This window comes from Providencia sp. PROV174, from assembly GCF_028480685.1.
GTDB lineage: Bacteria > Pseudomonadota > Gammaproteobacteria > Enterobacterales > Enterobacteriaceae > Providencia > Providencia rettgeri.
Genome location: NZ_JAMPOT010000003.1, coordinates 36,043 through 56,137, shown reverse-complemented (window position 1 = coordinate 56,137; position 20,095 = coordinate 36,043). Strand labels below are relative to the sequence as shown.

General features: G+C 43.0%; 20 protein-coding genes. 13 read left to right on the top strand and 7 right to left on the bottom strand.

Features of this window, described 5'->3' with window-relative positions; genetic code table 11:
- Positions 1 to 37: 37 nt before the first annotated feature.
- The 4 genes from accC to acuI all read right to left on the bottom strand — a co-directional run bounded on the left by accC (position 38) and on the right by acuI (position 3,566).
- A complete protein-coding gene (accC, locus tag PSE60_RS01290) occupies positions 38 to 1,384 on the bottom strand; it encodes an acetyl-CoA carboxylase biotin carboxylase subunit (protein WP_102137952.1) in 1,347 nt (448 codons plus the stop codon).
- A 12-nt stretch (positions 1,385 to 1,396) separates the two neighbouring features.
- Complete coding sequence (gene accB, locus PSE60_RS01285; RefSeq protein WP_004908206.1) at positions 1,397 to 1,867, bottom strand: acetyl-CoA carboxylase biotin carboxyl carrier protein; 471 nt, start codon at positions 1,865 to 1,867, stop codon at positions 1,397 to 1,399.
- A gap of 18 nt (positions 1,868 to 1,885) precedes the next feature.
- Positions 1,886 to 2,350: a type II 3-dehydroquinate dehydratase gene (gene aroQ / locus PSE60_RS01280; protein ID WP_210835930.1), complete on the bottom strand. Its 465-nt coding sequence runs from the start codon at positions 2,348 to 2,350 to the stop codon at positions 1,886 to 1,888.
- A 232-nt stretch (positions 2,351 to 2,582) separates the two neighbouring features.
- On the bottom strand, positions 2,583 to 3,566 hold the full coding sequence (acuI, locus tag PSE60_RS01275) for an acrylyl-CoA reductase (NADPH) (protein ID WP_272664353.1): 984 nt from the start codon (positions 3,564 to 3,566) through the stop codon (positions 2,583 to 2,585).
- Positions 3,567 to 4,170: 604 nt separating this feature from the next.
- Between acuI and PSE60_RS01270 the strand changes: the two genes are divergently transcribed.
- The 11 genes from PSE60_RS01270 to PSE60_RS01220 all read left to right on the top strand — a co-directional run bounded on the left by PSE60_RS01270 (position 4,171) and on the right by PSE60_RS01220 (position 16,544).
- Positions 4,171 to 5,214 carry a rod shape-determining protein gene (locus PSE60_RS01270; RefSeq protein WP_004908213.1) on the top strand — a complete coding sequence of 348 codons (1,044 nt, stop codon included), beginning with the start codon at positions 4,171 to 4,173 and terminating at the stop codon, positions 5,212 to 5,214.
- An 86-nt stretch (positions 5,215 to 5,300) separates the two neighbouring features.
- On the top strand, positions 5,301 to 6,269 hold the full coding sequence (mreC, locus tag PSE60_RS01265) for a rod shape-determining protein MreC (RefSeq protein WP_109911672.1): 969 nt from the start codon (positions 5,301 to 5,303) through the stop codon (positions 6,267 to 6,269).
- Positions 6,270 to 6,313: 44 nt separating this feature from the next.
- Entirely contained in the window at positions 6,314 to 6,802 is a 489-nt protein-coding gene (gene mreD / locus PSE60_RS01260) for a rod shape-determining protein MreD (protein WP_115167923.1), read from the top strand.
- A gap of 35 nt (positions 6,803 to 6,837) precedes the next feature.
- Positions 6,838 to 7,425: a Maf family protein gene (locus PSE60_RS01255; RefSeq protein WP_210835932.1), complete on the top strand. Its 588-nt coding sequence runs from the start codon at positions 6,838 to 6,840 to the stop codon at positions 7,423 to 7,425.
- Positions 7,422 to 8,891, top strand: coding sequence for a ribonuclease G (gene rng / locus PSE60_RS01250; protein WP_004908223.1), 1,470 nt, complete (start codon positions 7,422 to 7,424; stop codon positions 8,889 to 8,891). The genes PSE60_RS01255 and rng overlap by 4 nt, the downstream gene beginning before the upstream one ends.
- A 13-nt stretch (positions 8,892 to 8,904) precedes the next feature.
- Positions 8,905 to 12,696: an AsmA2 domain-containing protein YhdP gene (gene yhdP, locus PSE60_RS01245; RefSeq protein ID WP_272664352.1), complete on the top strand. Its 3,792-nt coding sequence runs from the start codon at positions 8,905 to 8,907 to the stop codon at positions 12,694 to 12,696.
- Positions 12,696 to 13,547 carry a deaminated glutathione amidase gene (gene nit1, locus PSE60_RS01240; RefSeq protein WP_004908231.1) on the top strand — a complete coding sequence of 284 codons (852 nt, stop codon included), beginning with the start codon at positions 12,696 to 12,698 and terminating at the stop codon, positions 13,545 to 13,547. The genes yhdP and nit1 overlap by 1 nt, the downstream gene beginning before the upstream one ends.
- A gap of 5 nt (positions 13,548 to 13,552) precedes the next feature.
- The gene (tldD, locus tag PSE60_RS01235; protein ID WP_272664351.1) at positions 13,553 to 14,998 is read left to right on the top strand and encodes a metalloprotease TldD; all 1,446 of its coding nucleotides are present in this window, start codon (positions 13,553 to 13,555) and stop codon (positions 14,996 to 14,998) included.
- Between the two features lie 109 nt (positions 14,999 to 15,107).
- The gene (locus PSE60_RS01230; RefSeq protein ID WP_272664350.1) at positions 15,108 to 15,596 is read left to right on the top strand and encodes a ribonuclease domain-containing protein; all 489 of its coding nucleotides are present in this window, start codon (positions 15,108 to 15,110) and stop codon (positions 15,594 to 15,596) included.
- Between the two features lie 12 nt (positions 15,597 to 15,608).
- Entirely contained in the window at positions 15,609 to 15,896 is a 288-nt protein-coding gene (locus tag PSE60_RS01225) for a barstar family protein (RefSeq protein WP_210835939.1), read from the top strand.
- Positions 15,897 to 15,956: 60 nt separating this feature from the next.
- Positions 15,957 to 16,544 (top strand): RBBP9/YdeN family alpha/beta hydrolase, encoded by a 588-nt coding sequence (locus PSE60_RS01220; protein ID WP_210835940.1) that lies wholly within the window; start codon positions 15,957 to 15,959, stop codon positions 16,542 to 16,544.
- On the opposite strand, the gene PSE60_RS01215 is transcribed toward PSE60_RS01220, so the two are convergent.
- From PSE60_RS01215 to yjgA, 3 genes are all read right to left on the bottom strand, one after another.
- Positions 16,541 to 16,870 carry a low molecular weight protein tyrosine phosphatase family protein gene (locus PSE60_RS01215; RefSeq protein WP_210835941.1) on the bottom strand — a complete coding sequence of 110 codons (330 nt, stop codon included), beginning with the start codon at positions 16,868 to 16,870 and terminating at the stop codon, positions 16,541 to 16,543. The two genes, PSE60_RS01220 and PSE60_RS01215, sit on opposite strands and share 4 nt — an antisense overlap.
- Positions 16,867 to 17,100 carry a hypothetical protein gene (locus PSE60_RS01210; RefSeq protein ID WP_210835947.1) on the bottom strand — a complete coding sequence of 78 codons (234 nt, stop codon included), beginning with the start codon at positions 17,098 to 17,100 and terminating at the stop codon, positions 16,867 to 16,869. Before PSE60_RS01210 ends, PSE60_RS01215 begins: the two co-directional genes overlap by 4 nt.
- 173 nt (positions 17,101 to 17,273) lie before the next feature.
- Entirely contained in the window at positions 17,274 to 17,819 is a 546-nt protein-coding gene (gene yjgA / locus PSE60_RS01205; RefSeq protein WP_004258329.1) for a ribosome biogenesis factor YjgA, read from the bottom strand.
- Between the two features lie 185 nt (positions 17,820 to 18,004).
- On the opposite strand from yjgA, the gene pmbA reads away from it, so the two are divergent.
- The gene (gene pmbA, locus PSE60_RS01200; RefSeq protein WP_272664349.1) at positions 18,005 to 19,345 is read left to right on the top strand and encodes a metalloprotease PmbA; all 1,341 of its coding nucleotides are present in this window, start codon (positions 18,005 to 18,007) and stop codon (positions 19,343 to 19,345) included.
- Between the two features lie 197 nt (positions 19,346 to 19,542).
- The gene (locus PSE60_RS01195; RefSeq protein WP_272664348.1) at positions 19,543 to 20,010 is read left to right on the top strand and encodes a helix-turn-helix domain-containing protein; all 468 of its coding nucleotides are present in this window, start codon (positions 19,543 to 19,545) and stop codon (positions 20,008 to 20,010) included.
- Positions 20,011 to 20,095: the final 85 nt, after the last annotated feature.

Genomic DNA, 20,095 nt, shown 5'->3' with positions numbered 1-20,095 from the left:
TATCGATTAACGATGAGTTAAACAGGTTATCGCTGACTTATTCAGCAATACCCAGTTTTTTCTCTAAATAGTGGATGTTAGTTCCGCCTTTTTGGAAATTTTCATCGCTCATAATCATTTGGTGCAGTTCAATATTGGTTTTAATACCATCAACGATAAGTTCGTTTAACGCATTTTTCATACGAGAAATAGCGATTTCACGAGTTTCACCATAAGTAATTAATTTACCAATCATTGAGTCATAATACGGAGGAACAGTGTAGCCTGCGTAAATATGAGATTCCCAACGTACGCCAAAACCACCAGGAGAGTGGAAACGGGTGATTTTGCCCGGGCTTGGGATGAAGGTATTCGGGTCTTCTGCGTTGATACGGCATTCCACAGCATGACCATGCACCACGATATCTTCTTGTTTCACTGATAACGGTAACCCAGATGCAACACGCAGCTGCTCTTTAATCAAGTCTACACCAGTGATCATTTCAGTGACTGGGTGCTCAACTTGAATACGGGTATTCATTTCAATGAAGTAGAACTCACCGTTTTCAAATAAGAATTCGAAAGTACCTGCACCGCGATAACCGATTTCAATACACGCATTGGCACAGCGCTCACCGATATTGCGGCGAATTTCAGGTGTAATACCTGGAGCTGGTGCTTCTTCAACCACTTTTTGGTGGCGGCGCTGCATTGAACAGTCACGCTCAGCCAAGTAAACCGCATGGCCTTGGCCATCAGCCATGACTTGAATTTCAATATGACGTGGATTTTCAAGGAATTTTTCCATGTAAACCATATCATTATTAAAAGCGGATTTCGCTTCAGCACGCGTTAGGTTGATAGAAGATTCTAAATCTTTCTCATTACGTACCACACGCATACCACGACCACCACCACCACCAGATGCTTTGATGATGACAGGGAAGCCGATGCGTTTAGCGATGGCTTTATTTTTTTCAGTGTCGTTCCCTAATGGGCCATCAGAACCCGGAACGCAAGGTACACCGGCTTTTTTCATCGCGTTAATGGCAGAAACCTTATCACCCATTAGGCGGATGGTTTCAGCTTTTGGACCGATAAAAACAAAACCAGAGTTTTCAACTTGTTCTGCGAAATCTGCGTTTTCAGCCAAGAAACCATATCCTGGGTGAATCGCTTGCGCACCTGAAATTTCCGCTGCTGAGATAATTGCAGGGATATTTAAGTAACTTTTCGCTGATGCTGCTGGGCCGATACAGATTGTTTCATCAGCCAGTAACACGTGTTTTAGATCGCTATCTGCCGTAGAGTGAACCGCTACTGTTTTGATGCCAAGTTCTTTACAGGCACGCAAAATACGTAATGCGATTTCTCCACGGTTAGCAATAACAATTTTTTCCAGCATGGAAACGCCTCGTTATTCGATGACAACTAATGGCTCGTCAAATTCTACTGCATCACCGTTTTGCAACAGAATGGCTTTAACAACGCCTGCTTTATCTGCTTCGATTTGGTTCATCATTTTCATCGCTTCAACGATGCAAAGTGGATCACCAACGCTGACCGTTTGACCAACTTCGACAAATGGCTTCGCTTCTGGGCTTGGTGCGCGGTAGAAAGTACCGACCATTGGTGAGCGAACTTGGTGACCTGCAACTGCTGCTGGTGCAGCTGGCGCTACCATTGCTTCAGATGGTGCAACCGCATTAGCCAGAGCAGGTTGTTGTGCAACCGGTGCTGAGTAATACTGTTGAGGTGCAGCCATAACCTGAGCAGCAGGTGAAACGCGGCTGATACGTACTGACTCTTCCCCTTCAGAAATTTCCAGTTCAGAAATGCCAGACTCTTCGACCAGCTCGATCAGCTTTTTAATTTTACGAATATCCATGGATATGATTCCGTACTCTTATATTTGGATTGAATTAATTAGGCGCAGACGGTTAACCGCTGCCTGTAAAGCAAAACTATAACCATCAGCACCTAGACCACAAATTACACCGATAGCTTTATCGGAGAAATAAGAATGTTGGCGAAATGATTCCCTAGCATGCACATTAGACAGGTGGATCTCGATAAACGGGATACTCACCGCGAGTAATGCATCACGTAGTGCAACACTGGTATGTGTGAATGCAGCCGGATTGATGAGAATAAAATCAACATCATGACGTGCAGCATGAATTTTATCGATGAGTTCAAATTCTGCGTTTGACTGAAAATGACTCAGTTTTACTCCTAGCTGGTTTGCCTCTGCCTCGAGCTTGGATACAATATCAGCAAGAGTTTGGTTGCCGTATTTATCAGGTTCCCGTGTACCTAGCAGGTTTAGGTTTGGCCCATTCAAGAGTAAAATGTGAATATCTTCTGCCATTATGCTGCTAACTCCGACGATATTATCAATAGCCCGACAACATAACGCGATGCTAAGCGTTTGTCATCTTTTATCATAAAAATAAATGGATTTTCTACTGACAAAGTCCGTCATTATAATTATTTCGTGACATATAGCAGCAAAATACTGGTCTTATCAGAGAAATTACCCGAATTTATTTTTGAAAATGTGCGGTAATCCCTATTTAGGCGGGAGTACCGCAATAAATGCGTTACTCAGCTCGTAGGTTAACTAGCGTACGCCCAGTGACTTCATTTTTTAAGAGTTTTTTTGCATATTCGACACAATCTTCTAATTTAATCTCATTGCTGACTTGCTCATAGAAAGCAGCGGGGAGAGTATCCGCAAGGCGCTGCCATACTTTAGCGCGATTTGCAGCAGGGTAGTAGACAGAATCCACACCTTGTAGGCGGACATTACGTAAAATGAATGGCATGACGCTAGTTGGTAAGTCGAAGCCACCAGCTAAACCGCAGGCAGCAACAGTACCATTATAGTGCGTTTGTGCAAGAAGATTGGCGAGTAATTCGCCACCTACAGTATCAATCGCCCCAGCCCATAACTGTTTGTCTAATGGCTTAGCAGGGTGAGTGAAATCACTGCGAGGTAATACTCTCTTAGCGCCTAAACTTTGCAGGTAACCGCTGTTTTCTTCTCGACCTGAAATCGCGACAACCTCATAACCCAGTAAAGACAGTAATTGCACGGCAGTACTACCAACACCACCGCTAGCGCCACTTACGATGACTTCGCCTTTATCAGGTGTCACGCCTGCCTCTTCTAAGGCGTTTACGCAGAGCATAGCGGTAAAGCCAGCAGTGCCAATAACCATCGCTTGCTTTAAGGATAAATTCTCTGGAAGAGGCGTTAAATATTTAGCCGGAACCCTTGCTTGAGACGCTAAACCTCCCCAATGCGTTTCGCCCACCCCCCATCCTGTCAGTAGCACATGTTGGCCAATTTGGAAGCGGGGGTCTTCACTGTGGTGGATCACGCCTGAAAAATCGATACCAGGTACCATCGGATATTGGCGAACAACCCCTGCCTTTCCACAAATGGCTAACCCATCTTTATAATTGAGTGTGGACCAATGAATATCGACTATAATATCACCGGCCGGGAGCATTTCTGTCGTTAGAGGTTGAATGCCAGAGATAATTTTATCTTCCGATTGTTGCAGGACCAGAGCTTTCATCTTTCACTCCTAGTAAAATGATTAAATATGTATTTAAAAATGCCTAAAATTTGCGGGTAATTCATTGACGTAGTGACAGTGTTTAAGCTATTAATATTGTAATTAATTTGTAAAAAATCATTTTTTTCTGGCATAAATAGGCTTTTATCATGCAAAATATCGCATCTCGACGGATTCATTTTGCGTATTGACATAAATTTGCCGCGTTTTTGGTAGATAATAGAGCGAACACCCAGCGAATTCACCCAATTTGTATTGGAAATAGCCAGTGTGTAGCAATAATAAAAAGAACTAAAGAATATTTGAACTTGTTGCCCCAATAACTTGTCACACTGGGAAGAAAAAGATGGAGTATATAACAACCAAAGAGTAGATGTTTTTCTGTATAATTTTATCCTGTAGGTAAAGAATACAATTAATATCTATTTTTGGGGTTTTTATCTGCTTCGTTTACATAAGAAGCATGTACAGTACGGTACGTGAAAAATAGATGAATTAACCATATTTATAGAAGCAGCTCATTAACGCCTTGAGGCAGCTTCAAGTGGTTGGTAGAGTAGACGGGTTTAAATTCGTCCCCAGCTTGCAGGATAACTCTTTCGTTATGTTTAAAAAATTTCGTGGCATGTTTTCTAATGACCTGTCTATTGACTTGGGTACGGCCAATACCCTTATTTATGTCAAAGGACAAGGCGTAAAATTAAATGAACCCTCTGTAGTTGCTATTCGTCAAGACCGCTCTGGATCGCCAAAAAGCGTTGCTGCAGTCGGTGGTGAAGCGAAGCAGATGCTGGGACGTACACCAGGCAATATTTCGGCAATCAGGCCAATGAAAGACGGTGTTATTGCTGACTTTTTCTTGACTGAAAAAATGTTACAGCACTTCATCAAACAAGTTCATAGTAATAGTTTTTTACGCCCAAGTCCGCGTGTCCTTGTTTGTGTGCCTGTTGGTGCGACACAAGTTGAACGTAAAGCCATTCGTGAATCTGCGTTAAGTGCGGGGGCGCGTGAAGTCTTCTTAATTGAAGAACCGATGGCTGCCGCTATTGGTGCTGGGTTACCTGTATCAGAAGCAACAGGCTCAATGGTTGTTGATATCGGTGGTGGTACAACAGAAGTCGCTGTTATTTCTTTAAATGGCGTTGTTTACTCTTCTTCGGTACGTATTGGTGGTGACCGTTTCGATGAGTCTATCATTAACTATGTACGCCGTAATTATGGCTCACTAATAGGTGAAGCGACAGCAGAACGCATTAAACATGGAATTGGTTCTGCATTCCCAACCGACGAAGTTTACGAGATTGAAGTTCGCGGTCGTAACCTTGCAGAAGGTGTGCCTCGCGGATTTAAAATGAATTCCAATGAAATTTTAGAGGCATTGCAAGAACCTCTAACAGGAATTGTCAGCGCAGTAATGCTAGCACTTGAACAGTGTCCTCCTGAACTGGCCTCAGATATCTCAGAACGCGGTATGGTCTTAACGGGTGGTGGCGCGCTTCTTCGTAATTTAGATCGCTTATTGATGGAAGAAACGGGTATTCCGGTTATCGTTGCAGAAGATCCACTAACTTGTGTCGCGCGTGGCGGCGGTAAAGCGTTAGAAATGATTGATATGCACGGTGGCGACCTGTTTAGCGAAGACTAAATGGCCTTTTAGAAACAGTTGGGGAAGGTTCTCCAACTGTTTTGACTATTTTTTGTTCCTCTGACATTAGCGAAACTTAGCCACACATGAAGCCAATTTTTAGGCGAGGTCCATCCCTACAGTTACGCATATTTTTTGCGGTAATCATTGCACTTGTACTGGTGGTGATTGACCATCGTTTTGAGCCTTTCAATAAAGTCCGTAACTACTTAGACACGGCGGTTAGCCCATTCTATTTTTTAGCGAATGGCCCACGCCAATTTCTAGATAATATTTCCGAAAGTTTCTCTTCAAGAGAACAACTGCAATTCGAAAATAAAGCCTTACGCCAAGAGCTATTACTGAAAAAAGCGGACAACTTGCTTTTAGAGCAACTTAAGCAGGAAAATGCACGCTTAAGGGAGTTACTTGGCTCGCCACTTCGTCAAGATGAACACATGATGGTAACGCAGGTTATTTCAGGGGCAAACACGCCATATCGTGACCAAGTAGTTATAGATAAAGGCAGTAATGAAGGCGTTTATGAAGGGCAACCCGTTATTAGTGATAAAGGCGTTGTTGGCCAAGTGGTTGGGGTAAGTAACTTTAATAGCCGTGTCCTGCTAATTTGTGACACTACTCATGCATTGCCTGTGCAAGTATTACGTAATGATGTTCGTGTGATTGCAGCCGGTTCCGGATGTGCTGATGATATCCAATTAGAACCGTTACCTGAAAATACCGATATTCGTGTTGGTGACGTCCTTGTCACGTCAGGGTTAGGGGGGCGTTTCCCTGAAGGTTATCCAGTAGGGGTGGTCTCTGCCGTAAAACATGACACACAACGAGCGTATACCATCATTAGCGCGAAGCCGAGCGCCGAATTACAGCGTTTACGTTATCTTTTGTTATTATGGGGAAATGATAACGATCCTAAAACGCCACTACAGCCTTCGGAAGTTTATCGTGCAGCAAATGAACGCTTAATGAAAGTATTGCCACAAGTATTGCCTAACCCGAATGAAATTCAGGGGCCTCCATTGCCACCCTCAATGGCTCCGACGTCACAACCATAAGTTGAGGAAACACAGTATGGTTATGGGCAAGAGAGTAAATTAGCATGGATGAGTATCGTGGAAATGGCCGTGCCATCATTTGGTTATCGTTTTTCATTGCGTTGATATTGCAAGTCATGCCTTGGCCGGAGCAACTCAGCTTTTACCGGCCATCATGGCTTCTGTTGATTCTCACTTATTGGGTGATGGCGCTACCACACCGTGTGAGTGTTGGCACGAGCTTTATCTTAGGGATTATCGTTGATTCCATTCAGGGTTCAGCACTGGGGGTACATGCCCTCTCTTTTAGCATTATTTGCTATCTCGTCTCTTATAAGCACCAGTTGTTGCGCAACATGGCGCTGTGGCAGCAAGCACTGGTGATTATGTTGCTTACTATCATTCAGGATCTTGCTGTTTTTTGGGCTGAATTTCTATCATCACAAGTATTATTCCATCCGCAAGTATTTTGGAATAGCGTAGTGAATGGTATTCTATGGCCATGGCTATTTTTGCTTTTACGTAAAATTCGCCGGCAATTTTCAGTATGTTAGGATGTTAGTTGTCGGTCTGACTGGGAATACAGTTTATGTGTTTAATTTATCTTGCGTCTGGCTCACCCCGTCGACGTGAACTTGTTCAGCAACTTAATTATACCTTTGAAATCTTGCGTCCAGAGGTAGAAGAACAGTGGCAGGAAGGGGAGACACCTCAAGACTATGTGCAACGTCTTGCACGAGATAAATCTTTAGCCGGTGTTGCGATAGCACCCGATAATCAACCTGTTTTGGGCGCGGATACTATCGTTGTTCTTGCAGGCAAAATTTTGGAAAAACCGCGAGATGGCCAGCATGCAGAAGAGATGCTAAGTGCGTTATCGGGAAAAACTCATCAAGTGATGACGGCTATTGCCTTATCCAACCGTCAACAGACGATACAGTCACTAATTGTGACAGATGTGACATTCCGCGAGTTATCTTTACTCGAAATACGGGATTATATACAGTCAGGAGAACCAATGGATAAGGCTGGCGCTTATGGAATTCAAGGCATTGGTGGGCGTTTTATACGTAAAATCAATGGCAGCTACCATGGGGTTGTTGGTTTACCACTGGTTGAAACAGACGAGCTAATTCAGCGATTTTTAGCGTTAAGTGATGGTAAGGGGAAGTCATGACTGCGGAACTATTAGTGAACATTACACCATCTGAAACGCGCGTTGCTTATATTGATGGTGGGATATTACAAGAAATTCATGTTGAGCGAGAAGCAAAAAGAGGATTAGTAGGGAATATTTACAAAGGCCGCGTGAGCCGTGTCTTACCGGGGATGCAGGCGGCCTTTGTTGATATTGGTCTAGATAAAGCGGCCTTTTTGCATGCTTCGGATATTATGCCCCATACGGAATGCATTGCGGGTGACGAACAAAAGAACTTTCATGTTAGGGACATCGCTGAGCTCGTTAAGCAAGGACAAGACTTAATCGTTCAAGTCGTTAAGGACCCCCTTGGCACCAAAGGCGCTCGCCTTACTACAGATATAACTCTCCCTTCTCGTTATTTGGTCTTTATGCCAGGGGCTTCCCATGTGGGCGTTTCTCAACGTATTGAAAGTGAAGTTGAAAGAGAACGCCTAAAAGAGTGTGTTTCACAGTATTGTGATGAAAATGGTGGTTTTATCATCCGTACGGCAGCCGAAGGGGTCGGGGAAGAGGAAGTTAAACAGGATGCGGCCTTCTTAAAGCGCCTGTGGGCGAAAGTGATTGAACGAAAAAAACGTAATGTGACTCGCACAAAAATCTATGGTGAATTAGCGCTTGCTTACCGCATTATCCGTGATTTTGCTGGTGCTCATCTTGATCGTATTCGTGTTGACTCCCGTTTGACCTATACTCAATTGCAAGAGTTTATCGAAGAGTATGTGCCAGAAATGACAGCTAAGCTCGAACTTTATCAAGGTAATCAGCCAATATTTGACTTGTTTGACGTTGAAAACGAAATTCAGCGAGCAATGGATCGAAAAGTAGAGCTAAAATCAGGTGGTTATTTGATTATCGACCAAACTGAAGCCATGACGACGATTGATATCAATACTGGGGCATTTGTTGGTCATCGTAATCTTGAAGAAACCATCTTCAATACTAATATCGAAGCGACTCAAGCAATAGCAAGGCAACTGCGTTTACGTAATTTAGGCGGTATTATTATTATTGACTTTATCGACATGGTTGACCCAGAACATCGTCGCCGTGTGCTAGCATCATTAGAACAGGCATTGAGTAAAGATAAAGTCAAAACCACCATTAATGGTTTTTCACAGCTAGGCTTAGTTGAAATGACGCGTAAGCGCACAAGAGAAAGCCTAGAACATGTGTTATGTGATGACTGCCCAACTTGCCAAGGGCGTGGAACCGTCAAGTCGGTAGAAACAGTTTGTTATGAAATTTTACGTGAAATAGTTCGCGTTCACCGTACTATCGATGCAGATAGGTTCTTAGTTTATGCATCCCAAGCGGTGGTTGATGTTCTTAAAGGGGATGAATCACATGCCCTTGCAGAAGTTGAAATCTTTGTTGGGAAGCAAGTTAAAGTTCAGACTGAACCTCTTTACAGTCAGGAACGTTTTGATGTCGTAATGATGTAATAAGGAGATTTGAGTGAGACGACTGCCACGTGTAGCACTGGTGACGACTGCGGTTATATTATTACTGTGCGCATTAGTGCTGTCAGGGCTGCGTTTTCTTCTGCCAAATATTGACAACTATCGACAGGATCTGGTCGATTATGTTGAAAAAAAGACCGATGTATCTGTACAAATTGGTAAAATCGAAGGGGCTTGGCAATCTTTTGGCCCTGTACTGACGTTATCCGATGTCGCTTTACAGAGTAAAACTACGGATGTCACCGCGAATGCCATTACGGTTGAATTAGATATCTGGAGCTCATTATTTTCTCTACGCTGGCGCTTTCGTGATTTAACTTTTTATCAGTTAAATGTTGATTATAAAGTTCCTTTAAGCCTTGGAGACTCCGCGGAAGGCGAGTCTTTAGATAGCATTGAAGAGCTATTTTTACGGCAATTCGACCACTTTATATTAAAAGAAAGCCAATTAACCTTTCTCACACCTTCTGAACAAAAAACAACACTGATTTTACCTGAGCTTTCATGGCTTAATGATAATGAACGGCATCGTGCTCAAGGTTTTGTGAGTCTTGAGACCATTAATAAGCAGCATGGCTATCTGCAAGTAAAGCTTGATGTGTCAGATAAAAATGGCGTGTTAAGTGATGGGGTTTTTTATCTGCAAGCGGATAATATTGATATGCAGCCATGGCTTAGCCGCTGGCTGCGTGATAATACTTCATTGCGGGATGCCAATTTTAGCCTGTCTTCTTGGGTAACCCTGAGAAATAATCAAATTGATAATGGCCTTATTCAACTACGACAAGGCGAAGCTAACTGGGGAACAGGCGAATTAGCCCAAAACTTACAAGTTAATGATTTGCTTTTGCGAATGAAAAGGCAGGGGAATGGGTGGTTATTTAACATTCCTGAGCTTGATACCTTGAAAACCAATGAGGTTATCTGGCCGCAAGGGAGCGTTTCTGTATTGTATTTGCCTGCCAGCAAAAAATATCAAGATAATGACCATTGGCGCATCCGTGCTAAAGATATTGAACTCGAACGTTTAAGCGAAGTTTTACCCACATTTTCTTTTTTGACACCTGATATGGTACAGGATTGGCAACATCGTCAACCAACTGGTGTCGTGAGTGAATTTGCCCTTGATATCACGCAAAACATGCCTGAAAACGTACAAATCAACATGGATTGGCAAAATGTCAGCTGGAAAAAATGGAAAGAGTTGCCTTCAGTCAATCACTTTTCGGGTGCTTTAATTGGTGGCATGCAAAGTGGTAGTGCCACAGTTAGCTTACAAGATAGTGAAGTGGACTATCGCGATGAATTTAAGGCTCCTTTTTCAATAAAGACGGCAACAGGCCAGTTCCATTGGGTAAATAATGACAGTGAGTTTAAACTGTGGAGCCCATCATTAGGGGTACAAGCTCAGTCTCTTTGGGCTAATGGTGAGTTTCATTACGCAAAAGCGAAAAAAGGAAATTATGCCGATCTCTCCATTCTTGCCGGAATTCGTTTAGATGATGCAGGGGATGCGTGGCGTTATTTTCCACAAAAATTAATGGGACAAGATGTGGCGGATTACCTGACGAAAGCCATTATCGCAGGTAGTGTAGATAATGCGACGTTAGTCTACAAAGGTGATCCAGCTCATTTCCCATACGATAACAATGATGGGCAATTCCAGGTTTATGTCCCTCTGCGTAATGCGACATTCGAATATGACAGTGAATGGCCTGCATTATTGAACTTAGATATGGATTTAGACTTTAGGCGTGCAGGGCTATTTATGCATGCACCAACGGTGAAACTGGCGGATGCCACAGCAACCAACCTTGATGCCAACATCCCTGATTACACTAAAGAAATGCTGTATATCAATGCAGATATCAGTGGAACTGGAAAACAAATCCAGCAATATTTTGTGCATACCCCGATGAACCACTCAATTGGCGATACGCTTGAAGAGTTACAAATTGGGGGGACTGTTAATGGCCAGTTAGGGTTATCTATTCCACTGGTGGCGGGTAAGGATGTTGTTGCCAAAGGAAAGGTCAATCTCAATAAAAATGATTTATATATTCAGCCAATTGATAGCACTATTTCTGCTTTAACGGGCAGCTTTGAGTTTAACAATGGAGATTTACGCGGTGAAAACCTGCGTGGACACTGGTTTGAACAGCCGATTACTGTCGATTTTACCACCACTGACCAAGCAAAAAATTATTTAGTGGATGTGAATATTAACGGAAACTGGGCGGTGAATAAGCTGGCAATGTTACCTGCTGAGATTAAACAAAAATTATCAGGAACCACTGACTGGAAAAGCCAAGTTGCCATCACCATTCCGAATACGACAAAAGAACCTGTTGGCTTGCAAATCGATGTTACGGCAGGGTTAAAACAACTGAGAAGCCAACTACCTGCTATTGATAACGCTTTGTTAGCAGAGCTTGGGCAAATTAATGTTCAAGCAAAAGGGACGACAGAACAATTGGTGGTTAGTGGTGATATTGGTAAGCGCATTGGTTTTAATACCCAATGGGGGTTGAGTGACAAGCCACTGAGTTTATTAAAAGCCCATATCGCTCAATGGCGTAATGTTATCCCTGAACTCCCAAAAAATTCAGCTTTTATTGTTGATTTGCCAGCGATTACCGATATGAACTGGGAGAAATTGGCCGGGTTACTAGTGTCATCCCATAGTCGCGAAGGTGGTATGAATATTGGCTTGCCGGATATGCTACAGGTCAATATTCCATCAATCTACCTCGCTGGGCAGCAATGGAACGCAGTAAACTTTTCTTATGATTTACAACGGGCTGAGCAATTGGTCAGTATCAACAGTGAAAACCTAAAAGGCTCGTTACAAATCTTTGCTTCACAGCCTTGGCAGGTTGCTATTGATTATTTGTATTACAACCCTAGTACTTCCTCTAGTGCTCAAATCAATGACCTTGCCACGACGCAATTTGATTTTAGCCAATGGCCACAATTGCAGTTTTACTGTAAAGAGTGTTGGGTTGCTGGGCAGAAATTGGGTGAAATTAGTGCGAATATCCAACCTAAAGGGACGTTATTGCAACTGACGGATGGCACGCTAGATAACAGTGTTACGAAATTAACGCTAGATGCTATTTGGAATAGCGAAAAAGGCAATAAAACGCAAATTGCAGGTTCATTGACTGGCGAAGCTTTTGACGAAACAGCGGCGTATTTTGGTATATTGGTTCCTATTACCCAATCACCTTATACTATTGAATTTGATTTAGATTGGGCTAATTTGCCTTGGTCACCAGATATTGCCTCTTTAAATGGTAAAATGTCTGCGAAATTGGGTAAAGGAGCGATTGCACAAATGGGCGGCGGTCGTGCAGGGCAAATATTGCGTCTAGTTAGCTTTGATGCGCTGTTACGTAAACTACGATTTGATTTTAGCGATACATTTAGTGATGACTTTGATTTTGATTCCATTAAAGGTGATGCGACCATTAAAAATGGTGTACTGGTTTCGAAAAATACCTATGTTGATGGTTTAGTTGCCGATATTGCTTTTAATGGTCAAATTGACCTTGTTAAACGCCAAATTAATGTTGAAGCCGTCATTACACCGGAAATATCTGCTACAGTAGGAGTAGCAACCGCGTTTGTGGTAAACCCATTTGCAGGCGCTGCCGTATTTGCGGCAACGAAAGTGCTCGGTCCACTATGGAGTAAAGTTTCCGTTATTCGTTACCGAGTAACAGGTAGCTTGGACGAGCCGAAAATTGATGAAGTATTACGTCAACTGAAGGAGACTCAAGAGTAATGAAAAATGGCAACGTTGCACTTTTGCAGTTATGTAGCGGAAATAATACTAAACACAATTTGGCGCAAATCGAACAACAGATCAAACAGTTACCAGAAACTGTTGAGTTAGTACTGACACCTGAAAACGCATTGTTATTTGCAGATGCTGCGACCTATCGTAAACAAGCGGAAGAGCAGGGGAAAGGCCCTTTGCAAAAAGCGATCAGCGCAATGGCTAAACGTTATCATGTTTGGATTTTAATTGGCTCAATGCCAATGATTAGCCGTGAAGATCCCGAACGTATTACAAGTAGTAGCTTGTTGTTTGATGCCGAAGGAAATATTAAAGCACGCTACGATAAAATTCATATGTTTGATGTCAATATCGAAGATGAACAAGGCACTTATAACGAGTCGGTGATCTATCAGCGTGGTGAACATATTACTGTTGTTGATACGCCAGTGGGTCGCCTTGGCATGACGATTTGCTATGATTTACGCTTTCCTGGTTTATTCCAAGCATTACGTGAGCAAGGTGCAGAAATTATCTCTGTACCAGCGGCATTTACTCGTTACACCGGTCAAGCACATTGGGAGCCGTTATTACGTGCCCGTGCGATAGAAAACCAATGCTATATTTTAGCGCCTGCTCAAGTCGGTGTGCACGGCACACGTCGCACGTGGGGGCATAGCCTTGCAGTTGATGGGTGGGGTAAAGTGATGAAAAAGAACGTGGATGCAGTCGCTTCTACGGTGCTGAATATTAAAACAGACAGCTTGAGTGTCATGCGCGAGCAAATAAAAGTGGTGAAACACAATCGTTTTAGACCGCAATTGACATCATTGATTAAAAAAGAAACCAAAGAGTAACGAATATGAGTTTAGTTTCTGTCAGCGAACATTTGCTGGCCGCCAACCGCCTTGGGCAAGAAAATCTGTATGACATTTTAGGTTTGTTATCTGAGCGCCATCTGGATTATGCGGATCTGTTCTTTCAATCGAGCTTCCATGAGTCGTGGGTGCTTGAAGATAGGATCATCAAAGATGGCTCTTACAATATCGACCAAGGTGTTGGTGTGAGAGCTGTCAGTGGTGAAAAAACGGGTTTTGCTTATGCAGACCAAATTTCACTACACGCGCTGACACAAAGTGCTACCGCTGCACGCAGCATTGTGAATGAGCAAGGCTCTGGTAAATCACAAATTTTAACTAACGTTGAATATAAAAAACTGTATTCAGTGGCAGATCCACTGCAAAGCTTATCGCGGGAACAAAAAATTGATTTGCTGCACCGTGTTGACCAAGTTGCACGCGCAGAAGACCCACGTGTCATTGAGGTCAATGCCAGTTTAACCGGTGTTTATGAGCAAGTGCTAGTCGCTGCAACAGATGGTACTTTGGCGGCAGATATTCGCCCGTTAGTGCGTTTGTCAGTCAGCGTGCTGGTGGAACATGACGGTAAGCGCGAACGCGGTGCAAGTGGCGGTGGTGGTCGTTATGGTTATGAATATTTCTTGGAAATTCACCAAGGGCAAGTGGTTGCTGAACAATATGCACGAGAAGCAGTGCGTATGGCACTGGTGAACTTGTCTGCGGTTGCGGCTCCTGCGGGAATGATGCCTGTTGTGCTGGGTGCCGGTTGGCCAGGGGTTCTATTGCATGAAGCGGTGGGGCATGGTTTAGAGGGGGACTTCAACCGTCGCGGCACTTCTGTCTTTTCTGGCCAAATTGGTGAACAAGTGGCATCACCACTGTGTACCGTTGTGGATGATGGCACAATCGCGGGCCGTCGAGGCTCTCTCGCTATTGATGACGAAGGGGTACCTGGTCAGTATAACGTCCTAATAGAAAATGGTATTTTACGTAATTATATTCAAGATAAACTGAATGCACGCCTGATGGGAGTTAATCCAACAGGTAATGCACGTCGTGAATCTTATGCGCACTTACCTATGCCGCGTATGACCAATACCTACATGTTAGCAGGTACATCAACGCCAGAAGAAATTATTGCGAGTGTGGATAAAGGCATTTATGCACCAAACTTTGGTGGTGGTCAGGTAGATATCACCTCAGGTAAATTTGTATTTTCAACATCAGAAGCTTACCTGATTGAAAAGGGTAAGATTACTTCTCCTGTGAAGGGAGCGACGTTAATTGGCTCGGGTGTTGAAGCTATGCAGCAGATTTCAATGGTTGGTAATGACTTAGCGCTAGATAAAGGTGTTGGTGTTTGTGGCAAAGAAGGCCAAAGTGTTCCTGTTGGTGTAGGCCAACCGACATTAAAACTGGACAAACTGACTGTTGGCGGTACCGCATAATCGTTCATGGCAATATAAACTAGGCTCTGCTCGCCCCTGTAACAACTTCTTGTCGATGTTGTGACTGGGGCGATTGTGTGCCTGCAAAGCACAAAACAACTGAGGTGTTATGAATAAACGTTTTTTACCCGTTGTATTGATGGCTATTTTGATTGTGATTAGCCTTTATTTTAATGGTGGAGATAAAACAGCATCTGAACCATCCGTTAATCAAAGCAATCCACCTTCTCGTGAAGTGATAACGCCAAAAGAAACACCACAACCGATTGATAAGCTAACTGCACAAGATAACGTGGTTAGTTTTATGGAAAAATATCAAAAACTTCCAGCTTTCTATATGACGAAAAAACAAGCCCGTGAAGCTGGATGGGATGCGAAAAAAGGTAACCTTTGCGATGTGTTACCTGGAAGAGCGATTGGCGGCGACCGTTTTTCTAACCGCGAAAAAAGTTTACCAATTGCACAAGGGCGTCAGTGGTTTGAAGCAGATATCAATTATCGCTGTGGTCATCGCGGGGCAGACCGTTTGCTATACTCATCGGATGGGATGATTTTTGTGACTCACGACCACTATAAGAGCTTTACTCAAGTCAACTAAAGGAAAATCATAATGAGCAAACAGGTGAGCTTTGATTTCAGGCAGATAAACTCATTGAATGATTTTTATGACCAATTTGCTCAACAATTTTCCCTTCCTGATTGGTTTGGACATAATCTTGATGCCCTGTGGGACATGGTTTCCGCAGGCATTGAATTGCCTGTAACCATCACGTTTTCACATATGACAGCCGAACAACGTATAAAATTCGCAGATGTTATTGATGTAATGAATGACGCACAAGATATGTGGGAAGAAGAGTTCGTTTTTGCTTTAGATATAACAAAAAGCTCTAACTAATATTCCTATCACTCATGGTAAAGTCTAAATAAGATAACTGAGCTGATAGGGGTTTTTAGGATGAATAACGTTACCTGCACTGCATTTCCGCTAAAAGAAAAAAAATTCCTTATTGTTCACGGGTATACGGCATCCCCGGATAAAAATTGGTTTCCATGGTTGAAATCAGAGCTTGAAGCCTTAGGCGCTTTTGTTAACGTACCCACCATGCCTGACTCACTAGCTCCTCACCCTGAAAGGTGGCAGCAGCGCTTACAACACTTACCTTTTGATATTGATGAAAATACGGTTTTGATTGGTCATAGCTTAGGTTGCATTACCGCATTACGATTTTTGCAAAATACGGGACAATCGGTAGCGGGTTATGTATTGGTATCAGGGTTTGATGAAACGCAAGAAACATTGCCAGAACTACAGCACCACACCCTTGAGCCATTGAATTATGATGAACTCATACAGATAGCAAATAATCGAATATCGATTATATCAACTAATGATGAAATTGTGTCACCGAGGTCTTCGAAAGCATTGGCAGAGGCCTTAAAAACACAGGTTATTATTGAGGAATCTGCCGGGCATTTCCTTGATAGAGAAGGCTATACTGAGTTCAAAACACTACTTGATACAATCAAAGCGCATTTTAGCTAGTTATGGCTTGTAAGAATACTAGGCACACTGGCTTTGAGTATTTCAATCAACTCTGGGTCCATATATGGATAGTCATCAGGGATATCCAGAACATGAAGCGGTTTGTATTCCAAAAGGCGGGAAAAATCTGCTTTTAAGCGGTTTTTATGTTTTTGCTCCATCACAAAGATGACATCAGCCCAACGAATTAAGTCTGCATTGACGGGGCGTTGTGCATTACGGCTCGTTCCCGCTGAACGGGTGACCCAACTTTCATGGTTGCGCCAGATCTGCTCAGCGGTTGGACTACGCCATTGGTTTTTACTGCAGATGAATAAAATATTCACGAGTTGTTGTGTATCTCTTCAAGGCTAATACGGGCAAGTTGTATGTTACTTACTTGCGGGTATGCCATACCTAATTGGGCTGCACGGATCATTTTTTCGCTTCGACCGTACATCTGTTTCCAGTTTTTTTCAGGTATATAGCAGTCAACTAGGCGTGAATTTAGTTGATCGCGGGATTTATTGATACGAGCTTTGGCTCTGCGCCATGCTCTATTTCGGGTATTATCCATATCTTCCTCATTATTTATCGGGGTTCAGCAGCCGCGATAATACGGGTCAGAGTATGACTAACAATGGCATGATAAGTTGTTTCGGCAGCGCTATCAACACGCTATTAGGTTTTTCAGATTAATGCTTAATTTACCAAGAAAAATCCCCTAGCCGTAGCGTAGGGGATTATCGATTAAGCCATTTCAGACAGATCTTTCAAATATTGAAAAATTTGGCGATAGGCTTTTGGCGGTTTATTGCCTTCACGCTCTTTTTTTGCATTACGCACTAATGCACGCAATTGTTGCCTGTCTGTTTGTGGGAACAGGGCAACCACGTCTTCAATGACCTCATCACCGCCATCTAATAAACGGGTACGTAAGTCTTCCAGCTTATGTAAAATGACTACTTGCTGGTTGTGACGGTTTTTAAGCTTATCCAGAGCCTCTGTAATCGGCTCAACCTCACGTGAACGTAATAACTTACCAATCAATTGTAATTGGCGACGGCGGCCTTCACGTTTGATTTTTTGGGCAAGTTCAATAGCTTCAAGTAATTGAGTATCTAACGGAATACGTTCTAATTCACTTTTACTTAAATCAACGAGCTCAGCCCCTAATTTTTTGAGGATCTCAGCATCGCGCTTAATTTCGCTTTTACTGACCCAAATGATTTCCTCGTCTTCTTCGTCTTGCGGCGCTGGGATATCATCCAGCCAGTCATCAGGCTGTTTGGCCATATCGATTTTCCTTTTTACCGAACACAGTCGTTTAATTACGCGTAATTAATATGATTTACTGTGTTGTGAGTGTTAACATTCATCTATTATATATTGTAACTGGGAAAACCCCTCTATGACTACCTAGCATTTACGTGTTAGGGCAGAAAATCACGTTTCCCCCATATTATTGATTGGACTAAAGCATGAGTGTAACTGAACAAGTCACTGAACAACGTAAAAAACTCGAAGAAGCCGTCGCACACGCATTAGAATTTGCAAAAACACGTTGTGATGCCGCGGAAGTCGCAGTAAACAAAAGCACTGGGATCAGTGTGAGTACCCGCCAAGGGGAAGTCGAAAATGTTGAGTTTAACAGTGATGGGGCATTAGGGATCACCGTTTATCATCAACAACGTAAAGGTAGTGCCTCTTCTACAGACTTAAGCCCTGAAGCGATTGAACGCACAGTTCAGGCGGCAATTGATATCGCTAACTACACCTCAGAAGACCCGTGTGCAGGGCCGGCAGACAAATCTTTGCTGGCTTTTGAGGTTCCCGACCTCAATTTGTTCCAAGCGAGCGAACTTTCTCCCGAAGAAGCCATCCGCTTAGCATCGATTGCAGAAATGTCAGCATTAAATGCAGACTCCCGCATTGTGAATACGGAAGGCGGCAGCTTTAATGGGCACTATGGTGTGCGTGTGTTTGGCAACTCCCACGGTATGTTGCAAAGCTACTGCTCAAGCCGCTATTCGATGTCGAGTTGCGTGATTGCAGAGCAAAATGGTGAGATGGAACGTGATTACGCTTATACGATCGGTCGTAGCTTAGGTGCATTACAGTCCCCTGAGTGGGTTGGGCAGGAATGCGCTCGACGCACCTTATCTCGTTTATCACCTCGTAAATTACCTACGATGAAAGCGCCTGTTATTTTTGCGGCCGAAGTGGCAACAGGTCTGTTTGGTCACTTAGTTGGTGCCATTAGTGGCAGCAGTATTTACCGCAAATCTTCTTTCTTGCTCGATAGCTTAGGAAAGCAAATTCTACCAAGCTGGCTAACTATCAATGAGCAACCACATTTAATGGGCGGATTAGCATCATCACCTTTTGATAGCGAAGGTGTTCGCACTTGTGAACGCAATATCATCGAAAATGGTGTTCTACAAACGTGGTTGATGACCAGCTATTCAGCAAGAAAACTAGGTTTACAAAGCACTGGCCACGCAGGTGGCATCCATAACTGGCGTATTGCAGGCCAAGGGCTTTCATTTGATGCATTGCTGAAACAAATGGGAACAGGGCTAATCGTTACAGAGTTAATGGGCCAAGGGGTGAGTGGGATTACAGGCGATTATTCTCGTGGTGCTTCAGGTTTTTGGGTCGAAAACGGTGAGATTCAGTATCCAGTGAGTGAAATTACTATTGCTGGAAACCTAAAAGATATGTGGGCGAATATGGTGACTATCGCTGATGATATTGAAACTCGCAGTAATATTCAGTGTGGTTCGGTATTGATCCCAGAAATGAGTATTGCAGGAGAGTAACTCCTTTTGTTCTTCCTCTGTGTTGTGTGAAACAAGGCGCCTTATACATTTGTTATTGGGCGTTTTTTATTCTATAAAATAGTATTTATCACTGTCACTGCGGTGTCGTCGCTCTGTCGTCATGCTGTCGTGGTCATGATTGCATTATGCTGACAGTATAGCCATCTCCTAAGATCATTCGATTTTTAAGGTAGGTTATGATGGAAAATAAAATTAAACAATTGAGATTAGCGCGAGCTTGGTCTCAAGAACAGCTCGCTCTACTATCATCACTGAGCACAAGAACTATCCAACGAGTTGAAAACGGTGAAGTACCTAGCTTAGAAACACTCAGTGCATTAGCATCAGTATTTAATGTGAGTGTGTCTGAACTGACATCTACACCTTTACCCGAAAGTATTGAGCTAGATAATCGGATAGAAGAGGCTAAAAAGCGGGTAAGAAATGAAACAAAGTTACTTAAAAATATAATAACAGCGATTATTGTATGCGTAATACTGTATACCGCTAATTATATTTATGCACCAGAGAGCTATTGGCCTATTTGGGTTAGTGCTATTTGGGGCGGGCTGTTAGCGATAAAGGTAATCAAACTATTTTTATTGGATAAGCTCTTTCACCAATGGGAACATAATAGATTGATAAATATGACTAAAAAGCACTAGCTTATATCCTTACTACCTATTAAAACAAAAAAGGCACTCAATTGAGTGCCTGAATAGGTTAGAGGACTTGCCTGAGTTTTTTAAA

Excerpts from the sequence above, each read along its gene's own strand:
- accC (WP_102137952.1), bottom strand. The coding sequence starts at position 1,384 with ATGCTGGAAAAAATTGTTATTGCTAACCGTGGAGAAATCGCATTACGT.
- accB (WP_004908206.1), bottom strand. The coding sequence starts at position 1,867 with ATGGATATTCGTAAAATTAAAAAGCTGATCGAGCTGGTCGAAGAGTCT.
- aroQ (WP_210835930.1), bottom strand. The coding sequence starts at position 2,350 with ATGGCAGAAGATATTCACATTTTACTCTTGAATGGGCCAAACCTAAAC.
- acuI (WP_272664353.1), bottom strand. The coding sequence starts at position 3,566 with ATGAAAGCTCTGGTCCTGCAACAATCGGAAGATAAAATTATCTCTGGC.
- PSE60_RS01270 (WP_004908213.1), top strand. The coding sequence starts at position 4,171 with ATGTTTAAAAAATTTCGTGGCATGTTTTCTAATGACCTGTCTATTGAC.
- mreC (WP_109911672.1), top strand. The coding sequence starts at position 5,301 with ATGAAGCCAATTTTTAGGCGAGGTCCATCCCTACAGTTACGCATATTT.
- mreD (WP_115167923.1), top strand. The coding sequence starts at position 6,314 with ATGGATGAGTATCGTGGAAATGGCCGTGCCATCATTTGGTTATCGTTT.
- PSE60_RS01255 (WP_210835932.1), top strand. The coding sequence starts at position 6,838 with ATGTGTTTAATTTATCTTGCGTCTGGCTCACCCCGTCGACGTGAACTT.
- rng (WP_004908223.1), top strand. The coding sequence starts at position 7,422 with ATGACTGCGGAACTATTAGTGAACATTACACCATCTGAAACGCGCGTT.
- nit1 (WP_004908231.1), top strand. The coding sequence starts at position 12,696 with ATGAAAAATGGCAACGTTGCACTTTTGCAGTTATGTAGCGGAAATAAT.
- tldD (WP_272664351.1), top strand. The coding sequence starts at position 13,553 with ATGAGTTTAGTTTCTGTCAGCGAACATTTGCTGGCCGCCAACCGCCTT.
- PSE60_RS01230 (WP_272664350.1), top strand. The coding sequence starts at position 15,108 with ATGAATAAACGTTTTTTACCCGTTGTATTGATGGCTATTTTGATTGTG.
- PSE60_RS01225 (WP_210835939.1), top strand. The coding sequence starts at position 15,609 with ATGAGCAAACAGGTGAGCTTTGATTTCAGGCAGATAAACTCATTGAAT.
- PSE60_RS01220 (WP_210835940.1), top strand. The coding sequence starts at position 15,957 with ATGAATAACGTTACCTGCACTGCATTTCCGCTAAAAGAAAAAAAATTC.
- PSE60_RS01210 (WP_210835947.1), bottom strand. The coding sequence starts at position 17,100 with ATGGATAATACCCGAAATAGAGCATGGCGCAGAGCCAAAGCTCGTATC.
- yjgA (WP_004258329.1), bottom strand. The coding sequence starts at position 17,819 with ATGGCCAAACAGCCTGATGACTGGCTGGATGATATCCCAGCGCCGCAA.
- pmbA (WP_272664349.1), top strand. The coding sequence starts at position 18,005 with ATGAGTGTAACTGAACAAGTCACTGAACAACGTAAAAAACTCGAAGAA.
- PSE60_RS01195 (WP_272664348.1), top strand. The coding sequence starts at position 19,543 with ATGATGGAAAATAAAATTAAACAATTGAGATTAGCGCGAGCTTGGTCT.